The 22,643-nt window shown below is 69.7% G+C and carries 19 protein-coding genes; 1 reads left to right on the plus strand and 18 read right to left on the minus strand.

The window, feature by feature from the left end:
• Positions 1-5: 5 nt before the first annotated feature.
• The gene (locus ACWDTS_RS06460; protein WP_248673314.1) at positions 6-977 is read right to left on the minus strand and encodes an alpha-E domain-containing protein; all 972 of its coding nucleotides are present in this window, start codon (positions 975-977) and stop codon (positions 6-8) included.
• The gene (locus ACWDTS_RS06465) at positions 977-2,623 is read right to left on the minus strand and encodes a circularly permuted type 2 ATP-grasp protein (RefSeq protein ID WP_450108043.1); all 1,647 of its coding nucleotides are present in this window, start codon (positions 2,621-2,623) and stop codon (positions 977-979) included. The genes ACWDTS_RS06460 and ACWDTS_RS06465 overlap by 1 nt, the downstream gene beginning before the upstream one ends.
• A 215-nt stretch (positions 2,624-2,838) precedes the next feature.
• On the opposite strand from ACWDTS_RS06465, the gene rpsT reads away from it, so the two are divergent.
• Entirely contained in the window at positions 2,839-3,099 is a 261-nt protein-coding gene (rpsT, locus tag ACWDTS_RS06470; RefSeq protein ID WP_420751961.1) for a 30S ribosomal protein S20, read from the plus strand.
• A 92-nt stretch (positions 3,100-3,191) separates the two neighbouring features.
• On the opposite strand, the gene holA is transcribed toward rpsT, so the two are convergent.
• The 16 genes from holA to ACWDTS_RS06550 all read right to left on the minus strand — a co-directional run bounded on the left by holA (position 3,192) and on the right by ACWDTS_RS06550 (position 22,632).
• Positions 3,192-4,154 carry a DNA polymerase III subunit delta gene (gene holA / locus ACWDTS_RS06475; protein ID WP_197252191.1) on the minus strand — a complete coding sequence of 321 codons (963 nt, stop codon included), beginning with the start codon at positions 4,152-4,154 and terminating at the stop codon, positions 3,192-3,194.
• Entirely contained in the window at positions 4,151-6,499 is a 2,349-nt protein-coding gene (locus ACWDTS_RS06480) for a DNA internalization-related competence protein ComEC/Rec2 (RefSeq protein ID WP_450117836.1), read from the minus strand. The genes holA and ACWDTS_RS06480 overlap by 4 nt, the downstream gene beginning before the upstream one ends.
• Positions 6,496-7,356, minus strand: a complete 861-nt coding sequence (locus ACWDTS_RS06485) for a helix-hairpin-helix domain-containing protein (protein WP_450117837.1) — start codon at positions 7,354-7,356, stop codon at positions 6,496-6,498. The genes ACWDTS_RS06480 and ACWDTS_RS06485 overlap by 4 nt, the downstream gene beginning before the upstream one ends.
• Positions 7,357-7,453: 97 nt before the next feature.
• Complete coding sequence (gene nuoN, locus ACWDTS_RS06490) at positions 7,454-8,986, minus strand: NADH-quinone oxidoreductase subunit NuoN (RefSeq protein WP_450117881.1); 1,533 nt, start codon at positions 8,984-8,986, stop codon at positions 7,454-7,456.
• Between the two features lie 44 nt (positions 8,987-9,030).
• Positions 9,031-10,668: an NADH-quinone oxidoreductase subunit M gene (locus tag ACWDTS_RS06495; RefSeq protein WP_450117838.1), complete on the minus strand. Its 1,638-nt coding sequence runs from the start codon at positions 10,666-10,668 to the stop codon at positions 9,031-9,033.
• A gap of 7 nt (positions 10,669-10,675) precedes the next feature.
• Positions 10,676-12,589 (minus strand): NADH-quinone oxidoreductase subunit L, encoded by a 1,914-nt coding sequence (gene nuoL, locus ACWDTS_RS06500; protein ID WP_450117839.1) that lies wholly within the window; start codon positions 12,587-12,589, stop codon positions 10,676-10,678.
• 48 nt (positions 12,590-12,637) lie between these two features.
• Entirely contained in the window at positions 12,638-12,937 is a 300-nt protein-coding gene (nuoK, locus tag ACWDTS_RS06505; RefSeq protein WP_197252195.1) for an NADH-quinone oxidoreductase subunit NuoK, read from the minus strand.
• Positions 12,934-13,719: an NADH-quinone oxidoreductase subunit J gene (locus ACWDTS_RS06510; RefSeq protein WP_197252196.1), complete on the minus strand. Its 786-nt coding sequence runs from the start codon at positions 13,717-13,719 to the stop codon at positions 12,934-12,936. Before ACWDTS_RS06510 ends, nuoK begins: the two co-directional genes overlap by 4 nt.
• Positions 13,716-14,249, minus strand: coding sequence for an NADH-quinone oxidoreductase subunit NuoI (gene nuoI / locus ACWDTS_RS06515; protein ID WP_197252219.1), 534 nt, complete (start codon positions 14,247-14,249; stop codon positions 13,716-13,718). Before nuoI ends, ACWDTS_RS06510 begins: the two co-directional genes overlap by 4 nt.
• A 2-nt stretch (positions 14,250-14,251) precedes the next feature.
• Positions 14,252-15,514: an NADH-quinone oxidoreductase subunit NuoH gene (gene nuoH / locus ACWDTS_RS06520; RefSeq protein ID WP_450117840.1), complete on the minus strand. Its 1,263-nt coding sequence runs from the start codon at positions 15,512-15,514 to the stop codon at positions 14,252-14,254.
• Positions 15,514-17,928, minus strand: coding sequence for an NADH-quinone oxidoreductase subunit G (locus tag ACWDTS_RS06525; protein WP_450117841.1), 2,415 nt, complete (start codon positions 17,926-17,928; stop codon positions 15,514-15,516). The genes nuoH and ACWDTS_RS06525 overlap by 1 nt, the downstream gene beginning before the upstream one ends.
• Entirely contained in the window at positions 17,925-19,238 is a 1,314-nt protein-coding gene (nuoF, locus tag ACWDTS_RS06530; protein WP_450117842.1) for an NADH-quinone oxidoreductase subunit NuoF, read from the minus strand. The genes ACWDTS_RS06525 and nuoF overlap by 4 nt, the downstream gene beginning before the upstream one ends.
• A 1-nt stretch (position 19,239) precedes the next feature.
• On the minus strand, positions 19,240-20,046 hold the full coding sequence (gene nuoE / locus ACWDTS_RS06535) for an NADH-quinone oxidoreductase subunit NuoE (protein WP_450108034.1): 807 nt from the start codon (positions 20,044-20,046) through the stop codon (positions 19,240-19,242).
• Positions 20,043-21,383 carry an NADH dehydrogenase (quinone) subunit D gene (gene nuoD / locus ACWDTS_RS06540; protein WP_450117843.1) on the minus strand — a complete coding sequence of 447 codons (1,341 nt, stop codon included), beginning with the start codon at positions 21,381-21,383 and terminating at the stop codon, positions 20,043-20,045. Before nuoD ends, nuoE begins: the two co-directional genes overlap by 4 nt.
• Entirely contained in the window at positions 21,383-22,081 is a 699-nt protein-coding gene (locus ACWDTS_RS06545; RefSeq protein ID WP_450117844.1) for an NADH-quinone oxidoreductase subunit C, read from the minus strand. Before ACWDTS_RS06545 ends, nuoD begins: the two co-directional genes overlap by 1 nt.
• A complete protein-coding gene (locus tag ACWDTS_RS06550; protein ID WP_197252203.1) occupies positions 22,078-22,632 on the minus strand; it encodes a NuoB/complex I 20 kDa subunit family protein in 555 nt (184 codons plus the stop codon). Before ACWDTS_RS06550 ends, ACWDTS_RS06545 begins: the two co-directional genes overlap by 4 nt.
• Positions 22,633-22,643: the final 11 nt, after the last annotated feature.

Genomic DNA, 22,643 nt, shown 5'->3' on the forward strand with positions numbered 1-22,643 from the left:
CCAGCTCACAGTTCTCCTTCCACCGGCACGCGGTCGAGTTCCACGGCCCTCGCATCGATCCACGCCACCCAAGGGGCGGAGTGGAAGAACTGACGCGCAATCGCGTCACCGACCTGCCGGCACATGTCCTGCAGCATCAGCAGACGCTCGGCGAGTTCCTCCACGAGCACCCCCGGCTCGAGGAATTCGAGTTCGCTGCGGGCCCGCCCGAGCAGGCGCTGCGCCGCGTTCCCGGCTCCGAGCCGGTTGTCGGAGGAGTCGAGTTCGGCCAGGCAGCGTTCGGCCTCCTGGATCGCGCTGAATACCGAGCGCGGGAACAGCCGGTCGAGCAGCATGAACTCGACGATGCGGCCCGCGTCGAGCGCCCCCCGATAGGTGCGCAGGTAGGTGTCGTGCCCGCCCGCCGAACGCAGCACCGTCGCCCAGGTCGGGGAGGTCGGACGGTCGCCGGCCCGCGACAGCAGCAGGCGCACGGTCATGTCGACGCGTTCGATGGACCGGCCCAGCAGCAGGAATCGGTAGCCGTCGTCGCGGCACAGAGTGCTGTCGGCCAGGCCCGCGAACATCGCGGCACGTTCCTCGATGTAGCGGAAGAACTCGTGCGGGCCGAGGCGTTTCGACGCGCGTTCACGTTCGGCGAGACCGTTGTAGGTGGTGTTGAGGCACTGCCACATCTCCGTGGACGTGACCTCGCGCGCGCCGCGGGCGTTTTCCCGTGCGGCGGCGATCGTCGACGCGATCGACGTGCCGCCGTCGCGTCCGAACGCCACGAGGTCGACGACGGACTGCACGTCCAGGGCACCGGCAGGCTCGTCGAACCCGAGAACACGCAGCAGCCGGCGGCACGTCTTGTCGGGATCGACCGTCGAGTCCTCGAGAAGCTGGTGGACCGCGACGTCCATGATCCGGGCCGTGTCGTCGGCCCGCTCGACGTAGCGGCCGATCCAGAACAGCGATTCCGCGTTGCGCGCCAGCATCAATGCCCCCTCCCGTTCTGCTGTTGCTGCTGTTGTTGTTGCTGCTGGGTGTCGCTCAGTTCCGGTCCGCGATCGACGGATCCGACCTGCAACGGTTCCGCGACGACCCGGTCGCCACCGAGTTCGCTCTCCTCGCCCGAGCTGCGGGGCGCGAGCACCCACGTGTCCTTGCTGCCGCCGCCCTGGCTGGAGTTGACCACCAGCGACCCTTCGGGCAGCGCGACCCGGGTCAGGCCGCCCGGCAGCACCCACACGTCCTCACCGTCGTTGACCGCGAAGGGCCGCAGGTCCACGTGCCGCGGCGCGAGCGCCTCGCCTGCCCGGGTGGGGACGGTCGACAGCTGCACGACTGGCTGCGCGATCCAGCTGCGCGGGTCGGCCCGGATCTTGCGGGCCATGGTCTTCAGTTCCGCGGCGGAGGCATCGGGGCCGAACACGATGCCGTAGCCGCCGGAGCCCTCGACCGGTTTGATCACCAGTTCGTCGATGCGGTCGAGGACCTCCTCACGCTCCTCGTCCAGCCAGCACCGCAGGGTGTCGACGTTCGGGAGCAGCGGCTTCTCGCCGAGGTAGTAGTCGATGATGTCCGGCACATAGGTGTAGATCAGCTTGTCGTCGCCGACACCGTTGCCGACAGCGCTCGAGATGACGACGTTGCCCGCGCGGGCGGCATTGAGGATGCCGGCGACACCGAGCACCGAGTCGGGCCGGAACTGCATCGGGTCGAGGAAGTCGTCGTCGATGCGGCGGTAGACGACGTCGACCTGCCGCTCACCTTCGGTGGTGCGCATGTAGACGATGTTGTCGCGGCAGAACAGGTCGCGGCCCTCGACGAGTTCGACACCCATCTGCCGGGCGAGGAGGGAGTGTTCGAAGTAGGCGGAGTTCGCGACACCGGGGGTGAGCACCACGACGGTGGGGTCGGCGGCGTTGGGGGCCGCGGCGGCACGCAGTGCGCGCAGCAGGCGCAGCGCGTACTCGCCGACGGGCCGGACCCTGTGTTCGAGGAACAGGTCGGGAGCGACCCGGGCCATTGCGCGACGGTTCTCCATGACGTAGGACACGCCCGACGGGGACCGCAGGTTGTCCTCGAGGACCCGGAAGGTGCCGGTCTCGTCGCGGATGAGGTCGATCCCGGCGACGTGGATGCGCACCCCGTTCGGCGGCACGATGCCGGCCGCTTCGCGGTGGAAGTGCTCACACGAGGTCACCAGCCGTTTGGGCACGACGCGGTCGCGGAGGATGTGCTGCTCGCCGTACACGTCGTGGAGGAACATCTCGAGCGCCCGCACCCGCTGGGTGACGCCTCGCTCGATCTTGGTCCATTCGGCGGCGGCGATCACCCGCGGCACGAGGTCGAGCGGGAACGGTCGTTCCTGCCCGGACAGGGAGAAGGTCACACCCTGGTCGGTGAACGCCCGGCCGAGCGCCTCGGTGCGGGCGGTGAGGTCCTCCGGTCCCTTCGCTTCGAGGATCTTCGCGAGGCGCCGGTACGGGGCTCGCACACGGCCGTCCGCGTCGAACATCTCGTCGTACGCCGCTCCGGCGGCGGCCGCGTCCGGGTAGCCGTCGAAGACGTCGGTGGTCGTCGATCGACGTCGTTTCCCGGTTCCGGCAGCGTCGAGGGTGGAGTTGCGGCGGCTCATGTCCGAAATGTTCGTACACGTCCGGCCCGGGTGCGGAATCGGAAACAAACTTGTCACGCCCGCGAAACATTTGGAACGGGAACGAAATATTCGGGCCCCGAACGCGACCGCTTTTTGGCATTGCGGCGGCCCGCTGGTATCGTCGTACGTCGGTGCGCTTTGGTGCACCCAGAGCTTTCCGACCAGCTACCCAGCAAAACGACAGGATTTTACGCGTGGCCAACATCAAGTCCCAGGTGAAGCGGATCCGCACCAACGAGCGCAACCGACTCCGCAACCAGTCGGTCAAGTCCTCGCTGCGCACGGCGATCCGTTCCTTCCGCGAGGCCGCGGCCGCCGGCGACAAGGACAAGGCCACCGAGCTCCTCGTCTCCACCAGCCGCAAGCTCGACAAGGCCGCCAGCAAGGGTGTCATCCACCCGAACCAGGCCGCCAACAAGAAGTCGGCTCTGGCGAAGGTTGCCAACCAGCTCTGAGGTAGAACGCAAGCTCTGGCTCCGACAAGACCGCCCTCTCCGTGAGGGCGGTCTTTCGTCGTCCGGACCCCGGACCGAACCGGGAGCGGTGATCAGCGGCCGGCCAGGGCGGCGATCCGCCGGACCGCACGCTCGACCGCGTAGTCGGCGTCGGCGGCGATGCCCTTGACCTCACCGTTGAGGGCCGCCACGATCGCCAGTCCGGACGCGACCGAGTCCGGATTCCACGCGCGGGCCTGCGCCTGCGCCTTCTTCACCTTCCACGGCGGCATACCCAGATCCGACGCCATCTTGAACGGATCACCGCGCCCGGCGGACCCGACCCGCGCGATGGTGTGCACCGCGTCGGCCAGCGCGTCGGCCAGCAGCACGTGCGCGACACCGCGGTGCATCGCCCAGCGCAACGCCTCGAGCGCGCCGGCCGTGTCCCCCGCGACGGCCTTCTCGGCCACCTCGAACCCGGTGACCTCCGCCTTGCCGGAGTAGTACCGGTTCACCGCGGTCACATCGACCTTCCCGCCGGTGTCCGCACACAACTGGCTGCACGCGGCGGCGAGTTCCCGCAGATCCGAGCCCACCGCGTCGATCACCATCTGCACGACGTCGGGCGCCACGCGCACCCCGGCGGCCCGGAACTCGGCGCGCACGAAGTCGACACGTTCGCTCGCCTTGGTGACCTTCGCGCATTCGTGGACCTCGGCGCCGCACTTCTGCAGCGACCCCACCATCGCCTTGGCCCGGCCGCCGCCGCTGTGCAGGATCACCAGCGTGACGCCCTCGGGTGGCGCGGCCGCCGCGTCGAGGATCAACGCGACCGCGTCCTTGCCGGCCTCGGCGGCGGCTTCGAGCACCACCACGCGGTCCTCGGCGAACAGCGACGGACTCAGCAGTTCCGCGAGTTCGGCGGCACCGGCATCCCCCGCGCGCAGCCGGGACACCGGCAACTGGGCGCCCGCGCCGCTGGTTTCGCGTACTCCGGCGACGATCCCGGCGACCGCGCGTTCGACGAGCAGTTCTTCGTCGCCCAGGACCAGGTGCAGTTGCGTCGCGCTCACGGACCGATCGTGCCACGATGGTCGGACACGACGGCAAGGGCCCCGGACCCGGCCCGTACCACCGCGATGTCCCCCAGCACGTCGGTGGTCAGTACCCGTGTGCCCAGTTCCTGCAGACTCGACAGAATCTCCGGGTGCGGGTGCCCGAACGGGTTGTCGCGTCCGACCCCGACCAATGCGACGCGGGGACGCACCTCCGCGAGGAACCGCGACGACGACGTCCGCGAACCGTGATGCGGAACCTTGAGCACGTCGGCCCGCACCTCGGCGCCCGAGCGCAGGAGTGCCTCCTGCGCACCCGCTTCGGCATCGCCGGTCAGCAGCACCGACCCGATCGGGGTATCGGCCCGCGCGACCAGCGACCGGTCGTTCTCCTCACCACCGCCCGTGCCGTCGCCGAGCACCCGGAGGGTGATCGTCCCGATCGTGAACACCTCCCCCCGATGGATTTCCCGGGTCGGCACCGAGAACCGCCGCGCGGTCGCGACCAGGTCGGCACCGCCGGGGCGCGAGGTCGCGCCCGGACCCGTGACGACGACCGCCACCGACCGATCCGCGAGGACACCGTCGAGACCGCCGACGTGATCGGCATGCAGATGGGTGATCAACAGCATCGGGATGCGGGTCACCCGCAGCCGGCGCAGGCACCGGTCCACGGCCGTCGCGTCCGGTCCGGTGTCCACGACGATCGCGCCGCCGTCGCCGGTGGACAGCACGAAACTGTCACCCTGTCCCACATCGCACGCGACGAGCACCCACCCCGTCCCGGGCCAGCCCGGCCGGCCGATCCACACCGGCACACACACGGCCGCCGCGGCCAGTGCCGCGACCGCGACGATCCTCCTCAGCCGGCGGTGCCGTGCCACCACCCAACCGCACACGATGGCCGCACCGACGGTCACGGCACCGGCCGCACCCGCCGGCACCGTCAGTTCGGCGGTGGGCAACGCGGCCGCGCGGTCGGCCACTTCGAGCAGCCACCACAGCATCGGGGCGACGCCGCGCGCGAGCAGTTCCGCCCCCGGCGACCACACCGCGCCGCACAGGACGACCAGGGACCCGAGCACGGTGAGCGGCGGAAGCACCGGCGCCACCAGCACATTCGCGACGACCGCCACCACGCTCACCGCGCCGGACAGGGCCGCGACGATCGGGGCGGTGACGACGAACGCCGCCGCGGACACCGCACACACCTCTGCGAGGGCCCGCGGGATGCCGCGGGCCCGCATGCGCGTCACCCATCCCGGCGCCACCGCGATCAGTCCGGCCGTCGCGACGACCGACAGCGCGAAACCGGCGTCGGCTGCGAGCTCCGGTGCGACGATCAGCAACATCCCGATGGACGCGGCGAGCGCCGGCATCGCCTGCCTGCGTCGTCCCACCACCAGTGCGAGCAGCGCGACCGATCCCATCGCGGCGGCGCGCAGCACACTCGGTGACGGCCGTACCACGACGACGAACGCGACGAGTGCCAGGGCGGCGAGGACGGTACCCGTGCGCGGTCCGATTCCGAGTGCCCGCACGAGCAGCAGCACCGCGCCGAGCACGATGCTCACGTTCGCCCCGGACACCGCGGTCAGATGGGTCAGACCCGCGACCCGGAACTCCTCGCGCACGTCGTCCGGCAGGTTCGAGGTGTCCCCGACGATCAGTCCCGGCAGCAGCCCGGCGGCATCGGGTGACAGCACGGCCTGCGCCGCGGACGCGAGCCCTTCCCGGACGGTCGCGGCCCACCGCTGATGCAGCGGCGGCGGCGCGACCGCGCGCGGTGGTCCCTGGGCCCGCAGCAGCGCGGCCACGAGTCCCGGCCCGTCCGCGACGGCGAGCGTGCCGCGCACCGTGATGCGTTGTCCCGGAACCAGTTCCGACCAGGTTTCGGCCGCCGCGAACAGCACGACCGAGCCGCCCGCCTCGACGCGCTCGCGTCCGATCTGTGCGGACCGCAACGACGCCGGGATACGCACCTGCGGCTCCCCGCCGAAAGCGTTCTGCCGCATCGATTTCGGATCGTCGTCGACCACCACCTCGGCGGTGATGCTCGCTCCGCGCGGCGCCGCGGTCGCGAGCGGATGCGTCTCGGCGGCTGCGGCACGCACCCCGACGGCGACGCCGTAGCCGGCGCCGATCAGCAACGCTGCCAGGAGCGGTCCCGCGACCACGCGGACCCGTCTCGATCCGCGTGCGCGGGCGAACGCGGCGACCCCGGCGAGCAGCACGGCGATCACGGTGCCGGCCAGGGCCGCCCGGCTACCCGCGTACAGACCGAGCAGCGTGACGGCCCATGCCGCGGCCGCGCACGGAACGAGCCGGGCATCGAGCCGCGTAGCGGTCCGGTCGCTGTTCACACCGTGACCAGCGTGCGCAGTCGCGCGAGCCGGGACGGGCCGATGCCGTCGACCTCGCCGAGTTGCTCGACATCCGTGAACGGCCCGTTCTCGTCGCGCCAGGCGATGATGGCCGCGGCGGTCACCGGACCCACCCCGGGCAACGCGTCGAGCAGCGCTTCGTCGGCGGTGTTCAGATTCACCGGTCCCGCCGCACCTCCCGATGCCGTGCCTCCCGATGCCGCGCCTCCCGGTGCCGAGGCCCGTGATCCCGCACCGGTTCCGACGCTCGACACGCTGCTCGCGGGAGGCGGCGGATCCGGCGGCGCGGCACCGACGACGATCTGGTCGCCGTCGGCGACGCGCTGCGCCAGATTGATGCCCGTAAGATCGGCGCCCGGCAACGCTCCCCCGGCGGCAGTCAGCGCATCCGCGACCCGCGTACCGGGCGCCAACGTCACGAGCCCCGGTGCGGCGACCAACCCGACGACGCTGACGACGAGTTCTTCGGGCTCGGCCGTGTCCGGCGCCGCTGCCGCGCCGCTCGGCGCGGAAACGAGCGGCTCGGACGCGGTCGACACCGAAGGAAGCGGTGGAACCGCTTGCGGCACAGGCTGATCACGCCAAACCACGACGAACGCGACGAGTGCCGCGACGATGCCGACCACGCCGAGCGCCGCGGTCCCACCGTTGCCCGCCTGCCAGCGTGCCGCGCGCAATCGGTCGATCAGCCGCAGCGGTTCCGACTCGCCGACCGGTGACTCTTCCCCATCGTCACCGGCAACCCTGTAATCACCGTCGGCCCCGTAGTCACCGGCGGCACGGGCGATCGCGTCCAGCCGGGACCGGACCCGTTCCCCCTCGTCGCCGCTCCCCATGCCGCGACGGTAACCATCCGGGGATCGGCGCGAGACCCGCCGACGCCGGATCCGGCGAATCTGTGGATGAATCCGGCGCCTGTGGACAACCCCGCGCTCACTGGAAGAACACAGCCGCCCGGTCCGCGAGATCCAGCACCGGCTGCGGCGCGATCCCGAGGACGATGGTCACCAGCGCGGACACCGCCACGACCGTCGCGGTCACCGCACCCGGCGCGACGACCGTCACCGCGTCGTCGCCGGGTTCGGTGAAGAACATCAGCACGATGACCCGCACATAGAAGTAGGCGGCGATCGCACTGCACACGACACCGACGACGACGAGCGGCGCGGCCCCGCCCTCGATCGCGGCACCGAACACCGCGAACTTGCTGACGAAACCACTGGTCAGCGGGATCCCGGCGAACGCGAGCAGGAACAGCGCGAATGCCGCTGCGGCGACCGGGGATCGACGGCCCAGCCCCGACCACGCGGACAGGTCGCCGGCTTCCCCGGTGCGGTCGCGGACGAGCCCGACGATCGCGAACGCCCCGACGGTGCTGATCCCGTAGGCGAGCAGGTAGAACATCGTCGACGCGACGCCCGCGTGGTTGGCCGCGACCAGGCCGGTGAGAACGAAACCGACGTGAGCGACGGACGAGTACGCGAGCATTCTCTTGACGTCGCGCTGGGTCACCGCGATCACCGACGCGGCCACCATCGTCAGGACGGCGACGGCCCCGAGCACCGGCTGCCAGTTCGCGCTCAGCTCGGGCACCGCGACGTAGAACACCCGCAGCAGCGCCCCGAAGGCCGCGATCTTCGTCGCCGACGCCATGAACGCGGTGACCGAGGTGGGGGCGCCCTGATAGACGTCGGGGATCCACGACTGGAACGGCACCGCACCGACTTTGAACAGCAACCCGACCGCCAGCAGCGCCACGCCGATCAGGGCGAGGGTGTCGTCGCCGGACCCGCCGGCGACGGCCGCCGCGATCCCGGACAACCGCACCGTGCCCGCGTACCCGTACAACATGGCCATGCCGTAGAGGAAGAACGCCGACGAGAAGGCGCCGAGGAGAAAGTATTTCAGCGCCGCTTCCTGCGAGAGCAGGCGCCGGTGCCGCGCGAGGCCGCACAGCAGATACAGCGGCAGCGACAGCACCTCGAGGGCCACGAACATGCTGAGCAGGTCGTCGGATGCGGGAAACAGCAGCATCCCGCCGACCGCGAACATCGCGAGCGGGAACACCTCGGACGTGGTGATTCCTTGGCCTGCCGCCGTGCGCTCGGCGGCGCTTCCCGGCGGCACGGCGGGTTGCGGCGCGAAGTCGTCGACGGCGAACCGGGCCCCGGCCGTGACCGTCTCGGCCCCGACCGCCTCCGCCACTGCCACACGGCGTTGCGCGATCAATCCGACCGCAAGGATCGAGGCCAGCAGGATCGCGCCCTGCAGGAACAGGGCCGGGCCGTCGATCACGACCGCGCCGAGCACCGCCGAACTGCTGGTTCCGGCGAGCGAGACGACCGCGACGAAGGCCGCGACGAGACCGGCGATCGCGAGCACGAACTGCGTCGTGTGCCGGACCCGGCGGGGCACGAATGCCTCGACGAGCACCCCCGCGACCGCGACACCGAGCACGATGAGCATCGGCGAGAGCAGACCGTATTCGATCGACGGAGCGCTGATCTCGTTCACTCGGATTCACCTCCCTGCTCGGGCGTATCGGTTTCCGGATCGGCGCCCACCACCGCCCCGGTCAGCACCGGACCGGGCACGGTGGGCGCCGGGTCGGTCTGCCCGATCGTGGTCATCGTGTGGTTCACGGCCGGGTCGATCACATCGAGCGCGGGTTTCGGGAACAGGCCGAGCACGATGAGCAGCGCGACGAGCGGTGCGACGACGACCAGTTCGCGCGGCACCAGGTCGCGGACCTCCTCGTTGCCGGAGGCGAGCGGACCGGTCATCATCCGCTGGTACAGCCACAGCACATAGATCGCGGAAAGCACGAGCGCGCCGGTGGCGAACACCGCGGCGACGCCGTAGCGCGGGAATGTGCCGATCAGGACCAGGAATTCGCTGATGAACGGGGCGAGCCCGGGCAGCGACAGCGTCGCCAGACCGGCGACGAGGAACGTGCCGGCCGCGATCGGGGCGACATTGCGGACCCCTCCGAACGAGGCGATCAGGCGAGAACCCCTGCGGGAGACGAGGAATCCCGCGATGAGGAACAAGGCCGCGGTCGAAAGCCCGTGGTTGACCATGTACAGCGTCGATCCGGTCTGGGATTGGCTGGTCATCGCGAAGATGCCCAGCACGATGAACCCGAAGTGCGAGATCGACGTGTAGGCGATCAGCCGCATCACGTCGGTCTGCCCGATGGCGGCGATCGCGCCGTACAGGATGCCGATCACCGACAGGGTGACGATCAGCGGCGCGAACGTCGCCGACGCCTCGGGAAACAGCTGCAGGCAGTACCGGATCATCGCGAACGTGCCGACCTTGTCGACGATCGCCATCATCAGCACGGCGTTCGTCGGTGTCGCTTCGACGGCGGCGCCGGGCAGCCAGCTGTGGAACGGCCACAGCGGCGCCTTGACCGCGAACGCGAACATGAACCCGAGGAACAGCGCGTTCAGCAGCCCCTGGGAGGCACCGAGCTCACCGGCCGTCGCCAGCGCGACGACCTCCCGGAAGTCGAACGTCCCCACCCCCTGGTCGACGGTCAGGATGTACAGACCGATGACCGCGGCGAGCATCATGAGGCCGCCGAACAGGTTGTAGAGCAGGAACTTCACCGCCGCCGCGGAGCGGGCGGCCCGGTCCTGCGCCCGGCCGAACCCGCCGATGAGGAAGTACATCGGGATGAGCATCGCCTCGAAGAACACGTAGAACAGCAGGATGTCGAGTGCGGTGAAGGCCAGCAGCACCATCGCCTCGACCACCAGGATCAGCGCGACGTACGCGTGCGGCCGCTTGCCCCCGATGCCGTTCCGCACCACGGCGTCCCGGGTGTCGTTCCATCCGGCCAGCAGCAGCAACGGCACCAGCACCGCGGTGAGCAGGACCAGCACCAGCGCGATGCCGTCGACCCCGAGCGTGTATCCGGCACCGAAAGACGGGATCCACCGGTGCGATTCCACGAACTGGTACTGCGCTCCCCCGGGTTCGAACCGCACCGCCACGACGATCGCGAGCACCGCGACCACCAGCGACACGACGAGGGCACCGGCCTTGGCAAGGTCGGGCCGGCGCGCCGGCACCGTCCACACGAGCAGCGCGCCGATCGCCGGCACCAGCCACAACGCGCTCAGCCACGGGAACTGGTTCATCGCATCCTCACCAGAGCACCATCGTGGCGACCACGAGGGCCGCGCCTACCAGCATGGACAGGGCATAGGACCGGGAGAATCCGGTCTGCAGCGTGCGCAGCCGCGCCGACGCGGCCCCGATCAGCACGGCGACCCCACCGACGGCACCGTCGACGGCACGGTCGTCGACCTCGACGAGGGCGCGGGTCGCGTGCTGTCCGGGTCGCATGAACACCGCTTCGTTGACCGCGTCCCCGTACAGGTCGCGGCGCGCGGCACGGGTCAGGGCGGACACCTCGTCCGGTGCATCGACCGGGATCTCGCGGATCGCATACTGCCGGTAGGCGATCGCGACACCGACGAGCACCACCGCGAGGGTCACAACGGTGAGCACCCACACCGGGACCGGCAGTTCACCGTGCTCTTCCCCCACGACCGGTTCGAGCCAGTTCACCAGCGCCCCACCGTAGGCCAGCAGCGCGCCCCCGGCGACCGAGCCGATCGCCAGCACCACCATCGGCACGGTCATCACCCCGGGTGATTCGTGCGGATGCGCGTCCTCCGCCCACCGCCGCCGCCCGAAGAACGTCATGAGCATCACGCGGGTCATGTAGAACGCAGTGATGCCGGCGCCGAGCAGCGCGGCCGCGCCGAGGACGAACCCTTCGACACCACCGGACCCGAACGCCGCCTCGATGATCAGATCCTTGGAGAAGAAGCCCGCGAACGGCGGGATCCCGATGATCGCCAGATACGCGAGACCGAACGTGACGTAGGTGATCGGCATGACCGTGCGCAGGCCGCCGAAGCGGCGCATGTCGGTCTCGTCGTTCATGCCGTGCATCACCGAACCGGCGCCCAGGAACAACCCGGCCTTGAAGAAACCGTGCGTGAGCAGGTGCATGATCGCGAACGCGTAACCGGCCGGACCGAGGCCCGCGGCGAGCACCATGTAGCCGATCTGGCTCATCGTCGACGCCGCCAGCGCCTTCTTGATGTCGTCCTTCGCGCAGCCGATGATCGCGCCGAACAGCAGGGTCACGGCCCCGACGATCACCACGCCCAGTTGCGCGCCCGGCGCGACGTCGAAGATCGGGCCGGACCGCACGATGAGGTAGACACCGGCGGTGACCATCGTCGCCGCGTGGATCAGTGCGGACACCGGGGTCGGGCCTTCCATCGCGTCCCCGAGCCACGCCTGCAACGGCACCTGCGCGGACTTGCCGCATGCCGCCAGGAGCAAGGTCAGGCCGATCGCGGTCGAGACCGTTTCGCTCGCACCCGGAACCGCGGCGAAGACGTCGGCGAACCCGATCGAGCCGAACGAGGAGAACATGATCATCATGGCGACGGCCAGGCCCGTGTCACCGACCCGGTTGACGACGAACGCCTTCTTCGCCGCGGTCGCCGCGGTCGGCTTGTACTGCCAGAACCCGATGAGCAGATACGACGCGAGACCGACACCCTCCCATCCGAGGTACAGGCCGAGATAGTTGTCGGCAAGCACCAGCACCAGCATCGCCGCGAGGAACAGGTTGAGGTACGCGAAGAACAACCGCCGTCCGGGTGCCCGTCCCGCGGTGTTGCCCGACGGGTCCGGGCCGTGCGCCATGTACCCGACCGAATAGATGTGGATCAACGACCCGACACCGGTGATGAGCAGCACGAAGCACATCGACAACTGGTCCAGTTGCAGGCCGAAGTCGATCTGCAGCTCGCCGACGGGTACCCACGAGAACAGTTCCTGCTGCACGGCCCGGTCGTCGGCGGCGCGCCCGAGCATCTGCACGAACAGCACCACTGCCAGCCCGAACGAGACCAGCGCGGTCGCGCATCCGACCAGATGTCCCCACGTGTCGCTGCGCCGGCCGGTCAGCAGCAGTACCGCGGCGCCGGCGAGCGGCAACGCCGGCAGAAGCCACACGGCCGAGGTTCCGCCCATCCCGGTCTCCTCCCAGTGCTCTCGGAAAACTCAGTTCTCTCGGCAGGCTCAGTGCTTGAGCAGGTTGTTGTCGTCGACCGACACCGAACGGCGGGTGCGGAAGATCGTCATGATGATCGCGAGGCCGACCACCACCTCGGCGGCGGCGACGACCATCGTGAAGAACGCGAACACCTGCCCGTCGAGATTTCCGTGCATCCGCGCGAACGTCACGAACGACAGGTTCACGGCGTTGAGCATGAGCTCGACGCACATGAACACGATCAGGGCGTTGCGCCGCACGAGAACACCCGCGGCGCCGATGGTGAACAGCAATGCGGAAAGGTACAGGTAGTTCGCCGGATTCATCGGGTCTCCTCCTCGTCCGGCCTCTCGACGATCGCGCCCCGGGCCTCGAGTACCCGGCTCACCGACAGTGGCGAATAGCTGCCGTCCGGCAGTCGGGCCGGAACGTCGACGGCGTTGCGCCGCGCGTACACCCCGGGACTCGGCAGCGGCGTCACCCGCACCTCCGACTCCCCCGCTGCACCCCACTCCCGGAACCGCCTGCGGGCCAGTTCCTTCTGACCGAGACGCTCACCGGTCCGTTCGCGATGCGTGAGCACCATCGCACCGATGGTCGCGGTGACGAGCAGCGCTCCGGTGAGTTCGAACGCCCACACGTACCGCACGAACAGCAGTTCCGCGAGACCCGCGACGTGCCCGTCACCGGCGTCCACCAGACCCGCGAACGGCGGCAGCTCGGAGTCGGCGAGGAACCCGATGATCAGCACCCCGAACCCGATTCCCGCCACGACCGCCGCGATGCGGTGCCCGCGAAGGGTTTCGGTGAACGATTCGGACGCGTCGACGCCGACGAGCATCACCACGAACAGGAACAGCATCATGACGGCGCCGGTGTACACGACGATCTGGACGACACCGAGGAACTGGGCGTCCTGGGCGATGTAGAAGGCGGCCAGCACGATCATGGTCAGCGCCAGGAAGATCGCCGAGTACACAGCCTTGCTCGAGACGACCACCCCGATCGCACCGATCACCGCGACGACGGCGAGAATCCAGAACTGCACCGCTTCACCGGTGGACGTGCGCTCGACGACGTCCTGGGCCAGGACCGTGAGGGTGTTCATTGTTCCGACCCCTCTTTCGGCGCAGCACCCGGCACGAGGCCCCGGTAGTAGTCCTCCTCGGTGGCGCCCGGATACATCGCGTGCGGCGGCGCTTCCATCCCGGGTTGCAGCGGCGCCAGCAGCCGCGACCGGTCGTAGATGAGATCGGCCCGGTTGTCGTCGGCCATCTCGTATTCGGCGGTCATCGTCAGCGCGCGCGTCGGGCACGCCTCGACGCACAGTCCACAGCCGATGCAGCGCAGATAGTTGATCTGGTAGACCCGGCCGTACCGCTCCCCCGGCGAATACCGTTCGGCCTCGGTGTTGTCCGCCGCTTCCACGTAGATCGCGTCGGCCGGGCACGCCCACGCGCACAGTTCGCAGCCGATGCACTTCTCGAGGCCGTCTGGATGCCGGTTCAGCTGGTGGCGGCCGTGATACCCGGGCGCCGGCGGCCGTTTCTGCTCGGGATACTGCTCGGTGATCGGCTTCTTGAACATCGCCGCGAAGGTGGTGCCGAAACCGGCGATGGGATCGAGGAATTCGGGCATCGTCATCCCTCCGCGGGGGTGCGCTGCGCGGGCACGGGACCCGGCATCGGTGGGACCGGGAAACCCCCGGCCCCAGGGTCGAACGGTTCGGCCGCCTCCGGTGCGGCCCGGGCGGGTTCGCCGCCCCCGGACGTGCGCCGCAACCGGGTGAACACCAGGAACGCCAGGACGCACACCACCCCGACGGCGGCGAGTGTGCCCTGCCCGGCCACGTATCCCTCGTTGCCGAGCGCCCGGATCACGGCGACGACCACGACCCACAACAGCGATGCCGGAATGAGGACCTTCCAGCCGAGATTCATGAACTGGTCGTAGCGGAGCCGCGGCAGGGTGGCGCGCAGCCACACGAACAGGAACAGGAATGCCCACACCTTGGCGACGAACCACAGCACCGGCCACCAGCCGGAGTTGGCACCGTCCCACATGTTCAGCGGCCACGGAGCGCGCCAGCCGCCGAGGAACAGCGTGGTGGCCAGCGCGGACACGGTCGTCATGTTCACGTATTCGGCGAGCATGAACATCGCGAAGCGCAGCGACGAGTACTCGGTGTGGAATCCGCCGACGAGTTCGCCCTCGGCTTCGGGCAGGTCGAACGGGGCGCGGTTGGTCTCGCCGACCATGGCCGTGACGTAGATGAGGAACGACGGCAGCAGCAGGAAGACGTACCACGTCCCGACCTGCCCGGACACGATCCCGGATGTGGACATCGTGCCGGAGAGCAGGAACACCGCGGCGAACGCCAATCCCATCGCGATCTCGTACGAGATCACCTGCGCGGTCGAACGCAGACCGCCGAGCAGCGGGTACGTCGAGCCGGACGACCAGCCGGCGAGCACGATGCCGTACACACCGACGGAGGTGACCGCCAGGATGTACAGCACCGCGACCGGAAGATCGGTGAGCTGCAACGGCGTCCGCTGCCCGAATGCCGAAACCACCGGCCCGAACGGGATCACCGCGAACGCCATGAAGGCCGGGACCGTCGCGATGATCGGGGCGAGCAGATAGACGGGCCGGTCCACCCCGGACGGGACGATGCCCTCCTTCAGCGCCAGTTTGATGCCGTCGGCGAGGCTCTGCAGAATCCCATGCGGTCCCAGCCGATTCGGTCCGATCCGCATCTGCATGCGGGCCAGGACCCGTCGTTCCGCGTAGATCGCCACGAGCACGGTCAGCACCAGGAACGCGAACACCGCCACGGCCTTGACCAGGATCAGCCACCACGGATCGTGTCCGAACGCCGACAGGTCTGCATACCCGTCCATCACTGCACCTCCCCCGCCCTGATCCGTACGAGCCCGCCGGATCCGACGCCCAGTTGCCGGTGGACGGCGGAGCCGGGTGAGTTCAGCGGCAGCCACACCACGCGATCGGGCATCTCGGTGATCGCGAGCGGCAGCGTCACGGCGCCGCGGTCGGTGGACACCGTCACCGCATCCCCGTCGGAGGCGCCGATCTCGGCGGCGGTCGCGGCGGACAGCCGGACCACCGGCGGTCGAGCGGTACCGGCGAGGTACGGTTCCCCGTCCTGCATCCGCCCGGCATCGAGCAGCATCCGCCAGCCGGTCAGGACCGCCTCTCCGGGACCGGCGCGGGGTGGCTCGACCGTCTCCGTCGCCGGATCGGCCGGCCGCTGCCCCTCCCACGGACCGAGCAGGTCCAGTTCGCGGCGCGCGGACTCCGCGTCGGGCACACCGAGCCGGGTCCCCATCTGGGCGGCGAGCGCGTCGAGGACCCGTCGGTCCGGCAGGGTACCGGGGCCGCGCAGCGCGATCCCGAACTCACGGACCCGGCCCTCCCAGTCGAGGAAGGCACCGGACTTCTCGGCGACGGCGGCTACCGGGAACACCACGTCCGCGAGGTCGGTGACGGTGCTGCGGCGCAGTTCCAGGCTCACAACGAATCCGGCCGATTCCACCGCCGAGCGTGCGGACTGCGGGTCGGGGAGGTCGTCGAGGTCGACTCCGCCGATCATCAGGGCACCGAGGTCGCCGGCCGCGGCCGCGGCGAGGATGCCCGCGGTGTCGCGTCCGGGATTCGCGGGCAGTTCGACGGTGCCGCCGACGCTGTCGGACCACACCTGCGCAACCCGGCTGCGCGCCTGCGGATCGCTGACGTCCCGGCCACCGGGCAGCAGCGTCGGCAGCGCCCCGGCCTCGAGGGCGCCGCGTTCACCGGCCCGGCGCGGCACCCACGCGAGCCGGGCACCGGTGTCGTCGGCGAGCCGGATCGCCGCCGACAGCGCGCCGGGCATCGTCGCGCACCGTTCCCCGACGATGATCACCGCGCCGGGACGGCGCAGCAGGTCGGAGACGTCGCCGCCCTGCTCCCCCGACCGGATCCCGTCCAGCACCGCGGCTTCGGAACCCGGCACGGCCTGCACCACCCGGCCCGACATCTTCGTCAGGCCCCGGCTCGCGAACGCCGCGATCGACCGGATCGCGGCGCCGCCGCGCGCCGCCAGACGCAGCCGCAGGAAAACGATCGGCGATTCCTCCTCGGGTTCGAATCCGACGAGCAGCACCGCCGGCGCACGATCCAGATCCGCATACGTCACGGAGAGCAGCCGGCCGGCGATTCGGGCCGCGAGGAACTGCGCCTCCTCACCGGAGTGCTCCCGCGCACGGAAGTCGATGTCGTTGGTGCCCAGCACGATCCGCGCGAACTTCGCGTAGGCGTAGGCGTCCTCGACGGTGACGCGTCCGCCGACGAGCACGCCCGCGCCGCGCGCCGCGGCCAGTCCCCGGGCGGCGATCGCGAGGGCGGCGGGCCAGGATCTCGGAACGAGTGTGCCGTCGTCGTCGCGGACCAGCGGGGTGGTGATCCGGTCGGGTTCGGTGGCGTAGGTGAACGCCCATCTGCCCTTGTCGCAGTTCCATTCGGCGTTGACCTGCGGGTCGTTGCCCGCGAGGCGTCGCAACACGACGCCGCGCCGGTGGTCGGTGCGTTGCGCGCAGCCGCTGGCGCAGTGTTCGCAGACGCTCGGGCTGGACACCAGATCGAACGGGCGCGCCCGGAAGCGGTAGGCCGTTCCGGTCAACGCACCGACCGGGCAGATCTGCACGGTGTTGCCGGAGAAATACGAATCGAACGGTTCCTCGGCGTAGATGCCGACCTGCTGGCCGGCCCCGCGTTCGAGCAGATCGATGAACGGGTCACCGGCGATCTGCTGCGAGAAGCGGGTGCAGCGGGCGCAGTTCACGCACCGCTCCCGGTCCAGCAGCACCTGCGAGGAGATCGCGATCGGCTTCGGGAAGGTCCGTTTGACGCCCTCGAAGCGAGAATCGCCACGGCCGTTGGACATCGCCTGGTTCTGCAGCGGGCATTCCCCGCCCTTGTCGCACACCGGGCAGTCCAGGGGGTGATTGATGAGCAGCAGTTCCATCACGCCCTGTTGTGCCTTGTCCGCCACCGGGGACGTGAACTGGGTGCGGACGACCATGCCGTCGGTGACCGTGGTGGTGCACGAGGCGAGAGGTTTGCGCTGGCCTTCGACCTCGACGAGGCACTGGCGGCATGCCCCGACCGGGTCGAGCAGCGGGTGATCGCAGAACCGCGGGATGCGGATGCCGAGTTGCTCGGCGGCGCGGATGACGAGAGTTCCCGGGGGAACGCTGATCTCGATGCCGTCGATGGTGACGACCGGGTCCTTGGCCGTCGCGGGCCGGTCTGCGGTCATGACACTCCCCCTGCCGTGAGGGTGGACAGGCGCGGATCGAACGGGCATCCGCCGTGGGTGAGATGCCCGATGTACTCGTCGCGGAACAGTGCGATCGACGACGTGATGGGGCTGGTCGCGGCGTCGCCGAGCGCACAGAACGCGCGCCCGAGGATGTTGTCGGAGATGTCGAGCAACTTCTCGAGGTCGGCCTCGGTGCCGGTGCCGGCTTCGAGACGTTCGAGGATCTGCACGAGCCACCAGGTGCCTTCGCGGCAGGGGGTGCACTTCCCGCACGATTCGTGCTTGTAGAACTGCGACCAGCGCAGCACCGCGCGCACCACGCAGGTCGTCTCGTCGAAGATCTGCAGCGCCTTGGTGCCGAGCATCGACCCGGCGGCCCCGACCCCTTCGTAGTCGAGGGGCACGTCGAGGTGTGCGGCGGTGAACAGCGGCGTCGACGACCCGCCGGGTGTCCAGAACTTGAGCCGGTGCCCGGCGCGGATACCGCCGGCGTAGTCGAGGAGTTCGCGCAGGGTGATGCCGAGCGGTGCCTCGTACTGGCCCGGCCGGGTGACGTGCCCGGACAGCGAGTACAGCGTGAAACCCGGGGATTTCTCGGTGCCCATCGAGTGGAACCAGTCGACGCCGTTGAGCAGGATCGACGGCACGCTCGCGATGGATTCGACGTTGTTGACGACGGTCGGGCACGCGTAGAGCCCGGCGACCGCCGGGAACGGCGGCCGCAGCCGCGGCTGCCCGCGTCGCCCTTCGAGCGAGTCGAGCAGCGCGGTCTCCTCGCCGCAGATGTAGGCGCCGGCACCGGCGTGGACGACGACGTCCAGGTCGAAGCCGGAGCCGAGGATGTCGCGGCCGAGGTATCCGGCGTCGTACGCCTCGGCGACCGCGTGCTGCAGCCGGCGCAGCACGGGGACGACCTCGCCGCGCACGTAGATGAACGCGTGCGAGGCCCGGATGGCGTAGGCCGCGATGACGACACCTTCGACGAGCGTGTGCGGCGATGCCAGCATCAGCGGCATGTCCTTGCAGGTGCCGGGTTCGGATTCGTCGGCGTTGACGACGAGATAGTGCGGCTTGGCACCGGCGGGCGTGGTCGGATCCTGCGGGATGAACGACCATTTCGTGCCGGTCGGGAATCCTGCGCCGCCGCGGCCGCGCAGACCGGAGTCCTTGACGGTGGCGATGACCTCGTCCGGGTCGGTGCGCAGGGCGCGTTCGAGCGCCTTGTAGCCGTCGTGGCTCCGGTAGGTGTCGAGCGTCCACGACCGGGGTTCGTCCCAGTACCGGCTCAGGACCGGACTCAGCGGCATGTCACTTCCCTTCCGTTCCGGTCGCCTCGGGTGCCCGCATGTTCCGTTCGCGGGCGACCCGCAGCCCGGCGAGGGTCGCGTCGCCCGGCGCCGCGCTGTCGTTCGCGCCGGGACGTTCGTCGGGGAATCCGGCCAGGATGCGGGCGGTTTCGCGGAATGTGCACAGCGACGCGCCGCGGGTCGGCGTGATGCGTTTGCCGGCCCACAGGGCGTCGACGAGCGCGGTCGCCGAGTCCGGGGTCTGGTTGTCGAAGAATTCCCAGTTGACCATCACCACGGGCGCGAAGTCGCAGGCCGCGTTGCATTCGATGTGATCGAGGGTGATCTTCCCGTCCGGGGTGGTGTCGTCCGCCGAGCCGGGGTCGACACCGAGATGCTCTGCGAGGGCCTCGAGGATCGCGTCCCCGCCCATGATCGCGCACAGGGTGTTGGTGCAGACCCCGACGTGGTAGTCGCCGGTCGGGCGGCGGCGGTACATCGAGTAGAAGGTGGCCACGGCCGCGACCTCGGCACCGGTGAGCGCGAGTTGCGCTGCGCAGAACTCGATTCCGGCGGGGGTGATGTAGCCGTCCTCGGCCTGGACGAGGTGCAGCAGCGGGATCAGGGCGGACCGCGTCACCGGGTAGCGGGCGATGATCGCGGCGGCGTCGGCCTCGAGACGCTCCCGCACGTCCGGCGGGTACGTCCGGGGTGCGCCGGGGTGTTCGATGCGCTCGGTTTCGGCTGCCGTGCGGCCCAATTCGACGAAGACCGGCTCCGGCCGGTTCGCCGGGACCGCGGATTCGCCGGTCGTGTGTGCCCGGGTCATCGGTCCACACCTCCCATCACCGGATCGATGCTGGCGACCGCGGCGATGACGTCGGCGACCATGCCGCCCTCGCACATCGCCGCGACCGCCTGCAGGTTCGTGAACGACGGGTCCCGGTAGTGCACCCGGTACGGGCGGGTGCCGCCGTCGCTGACCATGTGCACTCCGAGTTCGCCGCGGGGCGATTCGACGGCCACGTACACCTGTCCGGCCGGGACCCGGAATCCCTCGGTGACCAGCTTGAAATGGTGGATGAGTGCTTCCATGGAAGTGCCCATGATCTTGCCGATGTACTCCGGCGAGTTGCCGAGTCCGTCCTCGCGCACCGCCAGGTCGGCCGGCCACCCGACCTTCGGGTCCTCGACCATCACCGGTCCGGGCCGCAGCCGATCGAGGCACTGCTCGACGATCTTCAGCGATTCCTTCATCTCTCCGACCCGGATCAGATAGCGGCCGTAGCAGTCGCAGCCGGTGTCGGTGACGACGTCGAATTCGTACGTGTCGTAACCGCAATAGGGTTGCGACTTGCGCAGATCGTGCGGCAGTCCCGTCGATCGCAGGACCGGGCCGGTGATGCCGAGCGCCATGCAGCCCATCAGGTCCAGGTAGCCGACGTCCTTCGTGCGGGCCTTCCAGATGGCGTTCTCGTCGAGGAGGTCCTCGAGATCGCGCAGGCGGCGCGGGACGACGTCGAGGACCTCGCGGATCTTGTCGAGCGAACCGTCCGGCAGGTCCTGCGCCAGCCCACCGGGCCGGATGTAGCCGTGGTTCATGCGCAGCCCGGTGACGGCCTCGAACACGTCGAGGATCAGTTCGCGTTCGCGGAACCCGAGGAACATCGACGTCATGGCCCCGAGTTCCATCCCGCCGGTGGCCAGTGCCACCAGGTGCGAGGAGACGCGGTTGAGTTCCATGAGCATCACCCGCACGACGGTGGCGCGTTCGGGCACGAGATCGGTGATGCCGAGCAGTTTCTCGACGCCCAGGCAGTAGGCGGTCTCGTTGAAGAACGAGGACAGGTAGTCCATCCGGGTGACGAACGTGACGCCCTGTGTCCACGTGCGGAATTCGAGGTTCTTCTCGATTCCGGTGTGCAGGTAGCCGATACCGCAACGGGCCTCGGTGACGGTTTCGCCGTCCATCTCGAGGATGAGCCGCAGCACGCCGTGCGTGGACGGGTGCTGCGGACCCATGTTGACGACGATGCGTTCCTCGGCCAGTTCGGCGTCCGGTCCGCCCGAGGCGCGGACCGCGTCGACGATCTCGTCCCAGTCCTGGCCGGCGACGGTGTAGACGGTGCCCTCGGCGTTCCCGCCGGTCGAATACGGATCGCTCATCAGTGGTACGCCCTCCGTTCGTCGGGTGGCGGTGTCCGCGCACCCTTGTATTCGACGGGGATTCCTCCGAGGGGGTAGTCCTTGCGCTGCGGGTGTCCCACCCAGTCGTCGGGCATCTCGATGCGGGTGAGCGCCGGATGCCCGTCGAACACGATCCCGAAGAAGTCGTAGGTTTCCCGCTCGTGCCAGTCGACGGTCGGGTACACCGCGTACAGCGACGGAATGTGCGGGTGGGCATCGGGAACCGACACCTCGAGCCGGATCCGTCTGTTGTGGGTGATCGACATCAGGTGGTAGACCGCGTGCAGCTCGCGCCCGTTCTCGTGCGGGAAGTGCACCCCGCTGACGCCGAGGCACAGTTCGAACCGCAGGCCGGGTTCGTCCCGCAGGCACCGCGCGACCCGGGGCAGGTGCTCGGCGCGGACGTGGACGGTCATCTCGTCGCGGTCGACGACGACACGTTCGATCGCCTCCCCCGGGTTCACCCACGCCTGCGTCAGCGCCGCTTCGAGACCGTCGGCGACCTCGTCGAACCACCCGCCGTACGGACGGGGTGTGGCACCGGGCAACGCGATCGGCCGGACGAGCCCGCCGTATCCGGACGTGTCACCGGTGTCGGGCGGACCGAACATTCCGCGGCGCACGTCGATGACCTCGGGTTCGCCCGGTTCCCGCCCGACCGGCTCCCGCCCGGTCATCGCAGCAGGCCTTTCAGTTCGAGGGTGGTCGGGGACGCGAGCGCCGCCTTCTCGGCTTCGCGGATCACCTCTTCGCGGTTGACGCCCAACGGCATCTGCTGGATCTTCTCGTGCAGCTTCAGGATCGCGTGGAGCAGCATCTCCGGCCGGGGCGGGCAGCCGGGCAGGTAGATGTCGACGGGCACCACGTGGTCGACGCCCTGCACGATCGCGTAGTTGTTGAACATGCCGCCGGACGAGGCGCACACCCCCATCGCGAGCACCCATTTCGGTTCGACCATCTGGTCGTAGACCTGCCGCAGCACCGGCGCCATCTTCTGGCTCACCCGGCCGGCGACGATCATCAGGTCGGCCTGCCGGGGCGAGGCGCGGAACGCCTCCATCCCGAAGCGAGCGATGTCGAAACGCCCCGACACGGTGGTCATCATCTCGATCGCGCAACACGCCAGGCCGAAGGTCGCGGGCCACAACGAGCCCTTGCGGGCGTACCCGGCCGCGGCCTCGACCGTGCTCAGCAGGAAACCGCTCGGTACCTTCTCCTCGATTCCCATCTCCGACTCAT

This window comes from Rhodococcus sp. NPDC003383 (assembly GCF_053589115.1).

Excerpts from the sequence above, each read along its gene's own strand:
- ACWDTS_RS06460 (WP_248673314.1), bottom strand. The coding sequence starts at position 977 with ATGCTGGCGCGCAACGCGGAATCGCTGTTCTGGATCGGCCGCTACGTC.
- ACWDTS_RS06465 (WP_450108043.1), bottom strand. The coding sequence starts at position 2,623 with ATGAGCCGCCGCAACTCCACCCTCGACGCTGCCGGAACCGGGAAACGA.
- ACWDTS_RS06485 (WP_450117837.1), bottom strand. The coding sequence starts at position 7,356 with ATGGGGAGCGGCGACGAGGGGGAACGGGTCCGGTCCCGGCTGGACGCG.
- nuoN (WP_450117881.1), bottom strand. The coding sequence starts at position 8,986 with ATGCTCATCGTGCTCGGTGTCGCGGTCGCGGGGGTGCTCGTCGAGGCA.
- ACWDTS_RS06495 (WP_450117838.1), bottom strand. The coding sequence starts at position 10,668 with ATGAACCAGTTCCCGTGGCTGAGCGCGTTGTGGCTGGTGCCGGCGATC.
- nuoL (WP_450117839.1), bottom strand. The coding sequence starts at position 12,589 with ATGGGCGGAACCTCGGCCGTGTGGCTTCTGCCGGCGTTGCCGCTCGCC.
- nuoK (WP_197252195.1), bottom strand. The coding sequence starts at position 12,937 with ATGAATCCGGCGAACTACCTGTACCTTTCCGCATTGCTGTTCACCATC.
- ACWDTS_RS06510 (WP_197252196.1), bottom strand. The coding sequence starts at position 13,719 with ATGAACACCCTCACGGTCCTGGCCCAGGACGTCGTCGAGCGCACGTCC.
- nuoI (WP_197252219.1), bottom strand. The coding sequence starts at position 14,249 with ATGCCCGAATTCCTCGATCCCATCGCCGGTTTCGGCACCACCTTCGCG.
- nuoH (WP_450117840.1), bottom strand. The coding sequence starts at position 15,514 with ATGGACGGGTATGCAGACCTGTCGGCGTTCGGACACGATCCGTGGTGG.
- ACWDTS_RS06525 (WP_450117841.1), bottom strand. The coding sequence starts at position 17,928 with ATGACCGCAGACCGGCCCGCGACGGCCAAGGACCCGGTCGTCACCATC.
- nuoF (WP_450117842.1), bottom strand. The coding sequence starts at position 19,238 with ATGCCGCTGAGTCCGGTCCTGAGCCGGTACTGGGACGAACCCCGGTCG.
- nuoE (WP_450108034.1), bottom strand. The coding sequence starts at position 20,046 with ATGACCCGGGCACACACGACCGGCGAATCCGCGGTCCCGGCGAACCGG.
- nuoD (WP_450117843.1), bottom strand. The coding sequence starts at position 21,383 with ATGAGCGATCCGTATTCGACCGGCGGGAACGCCGAGGGCACCGTCTAC.
- ACWDTS_RS06545 (WP_450117844.1), bottom strand. The coding sequence starts at position 22,081 with ATGACCGGGCGGGAGCCGGTCGGGCGGGAACCGGGCGAACCCGAGGTC.
- ACWDTS_RS06550 (WP_197252203.1), bottom strand. The coding sequence starts at position 22,632 with ATGGGAATCGAGGAGAAGGTACCGAGCGGTTTCCTGCTGAGCACGGTC.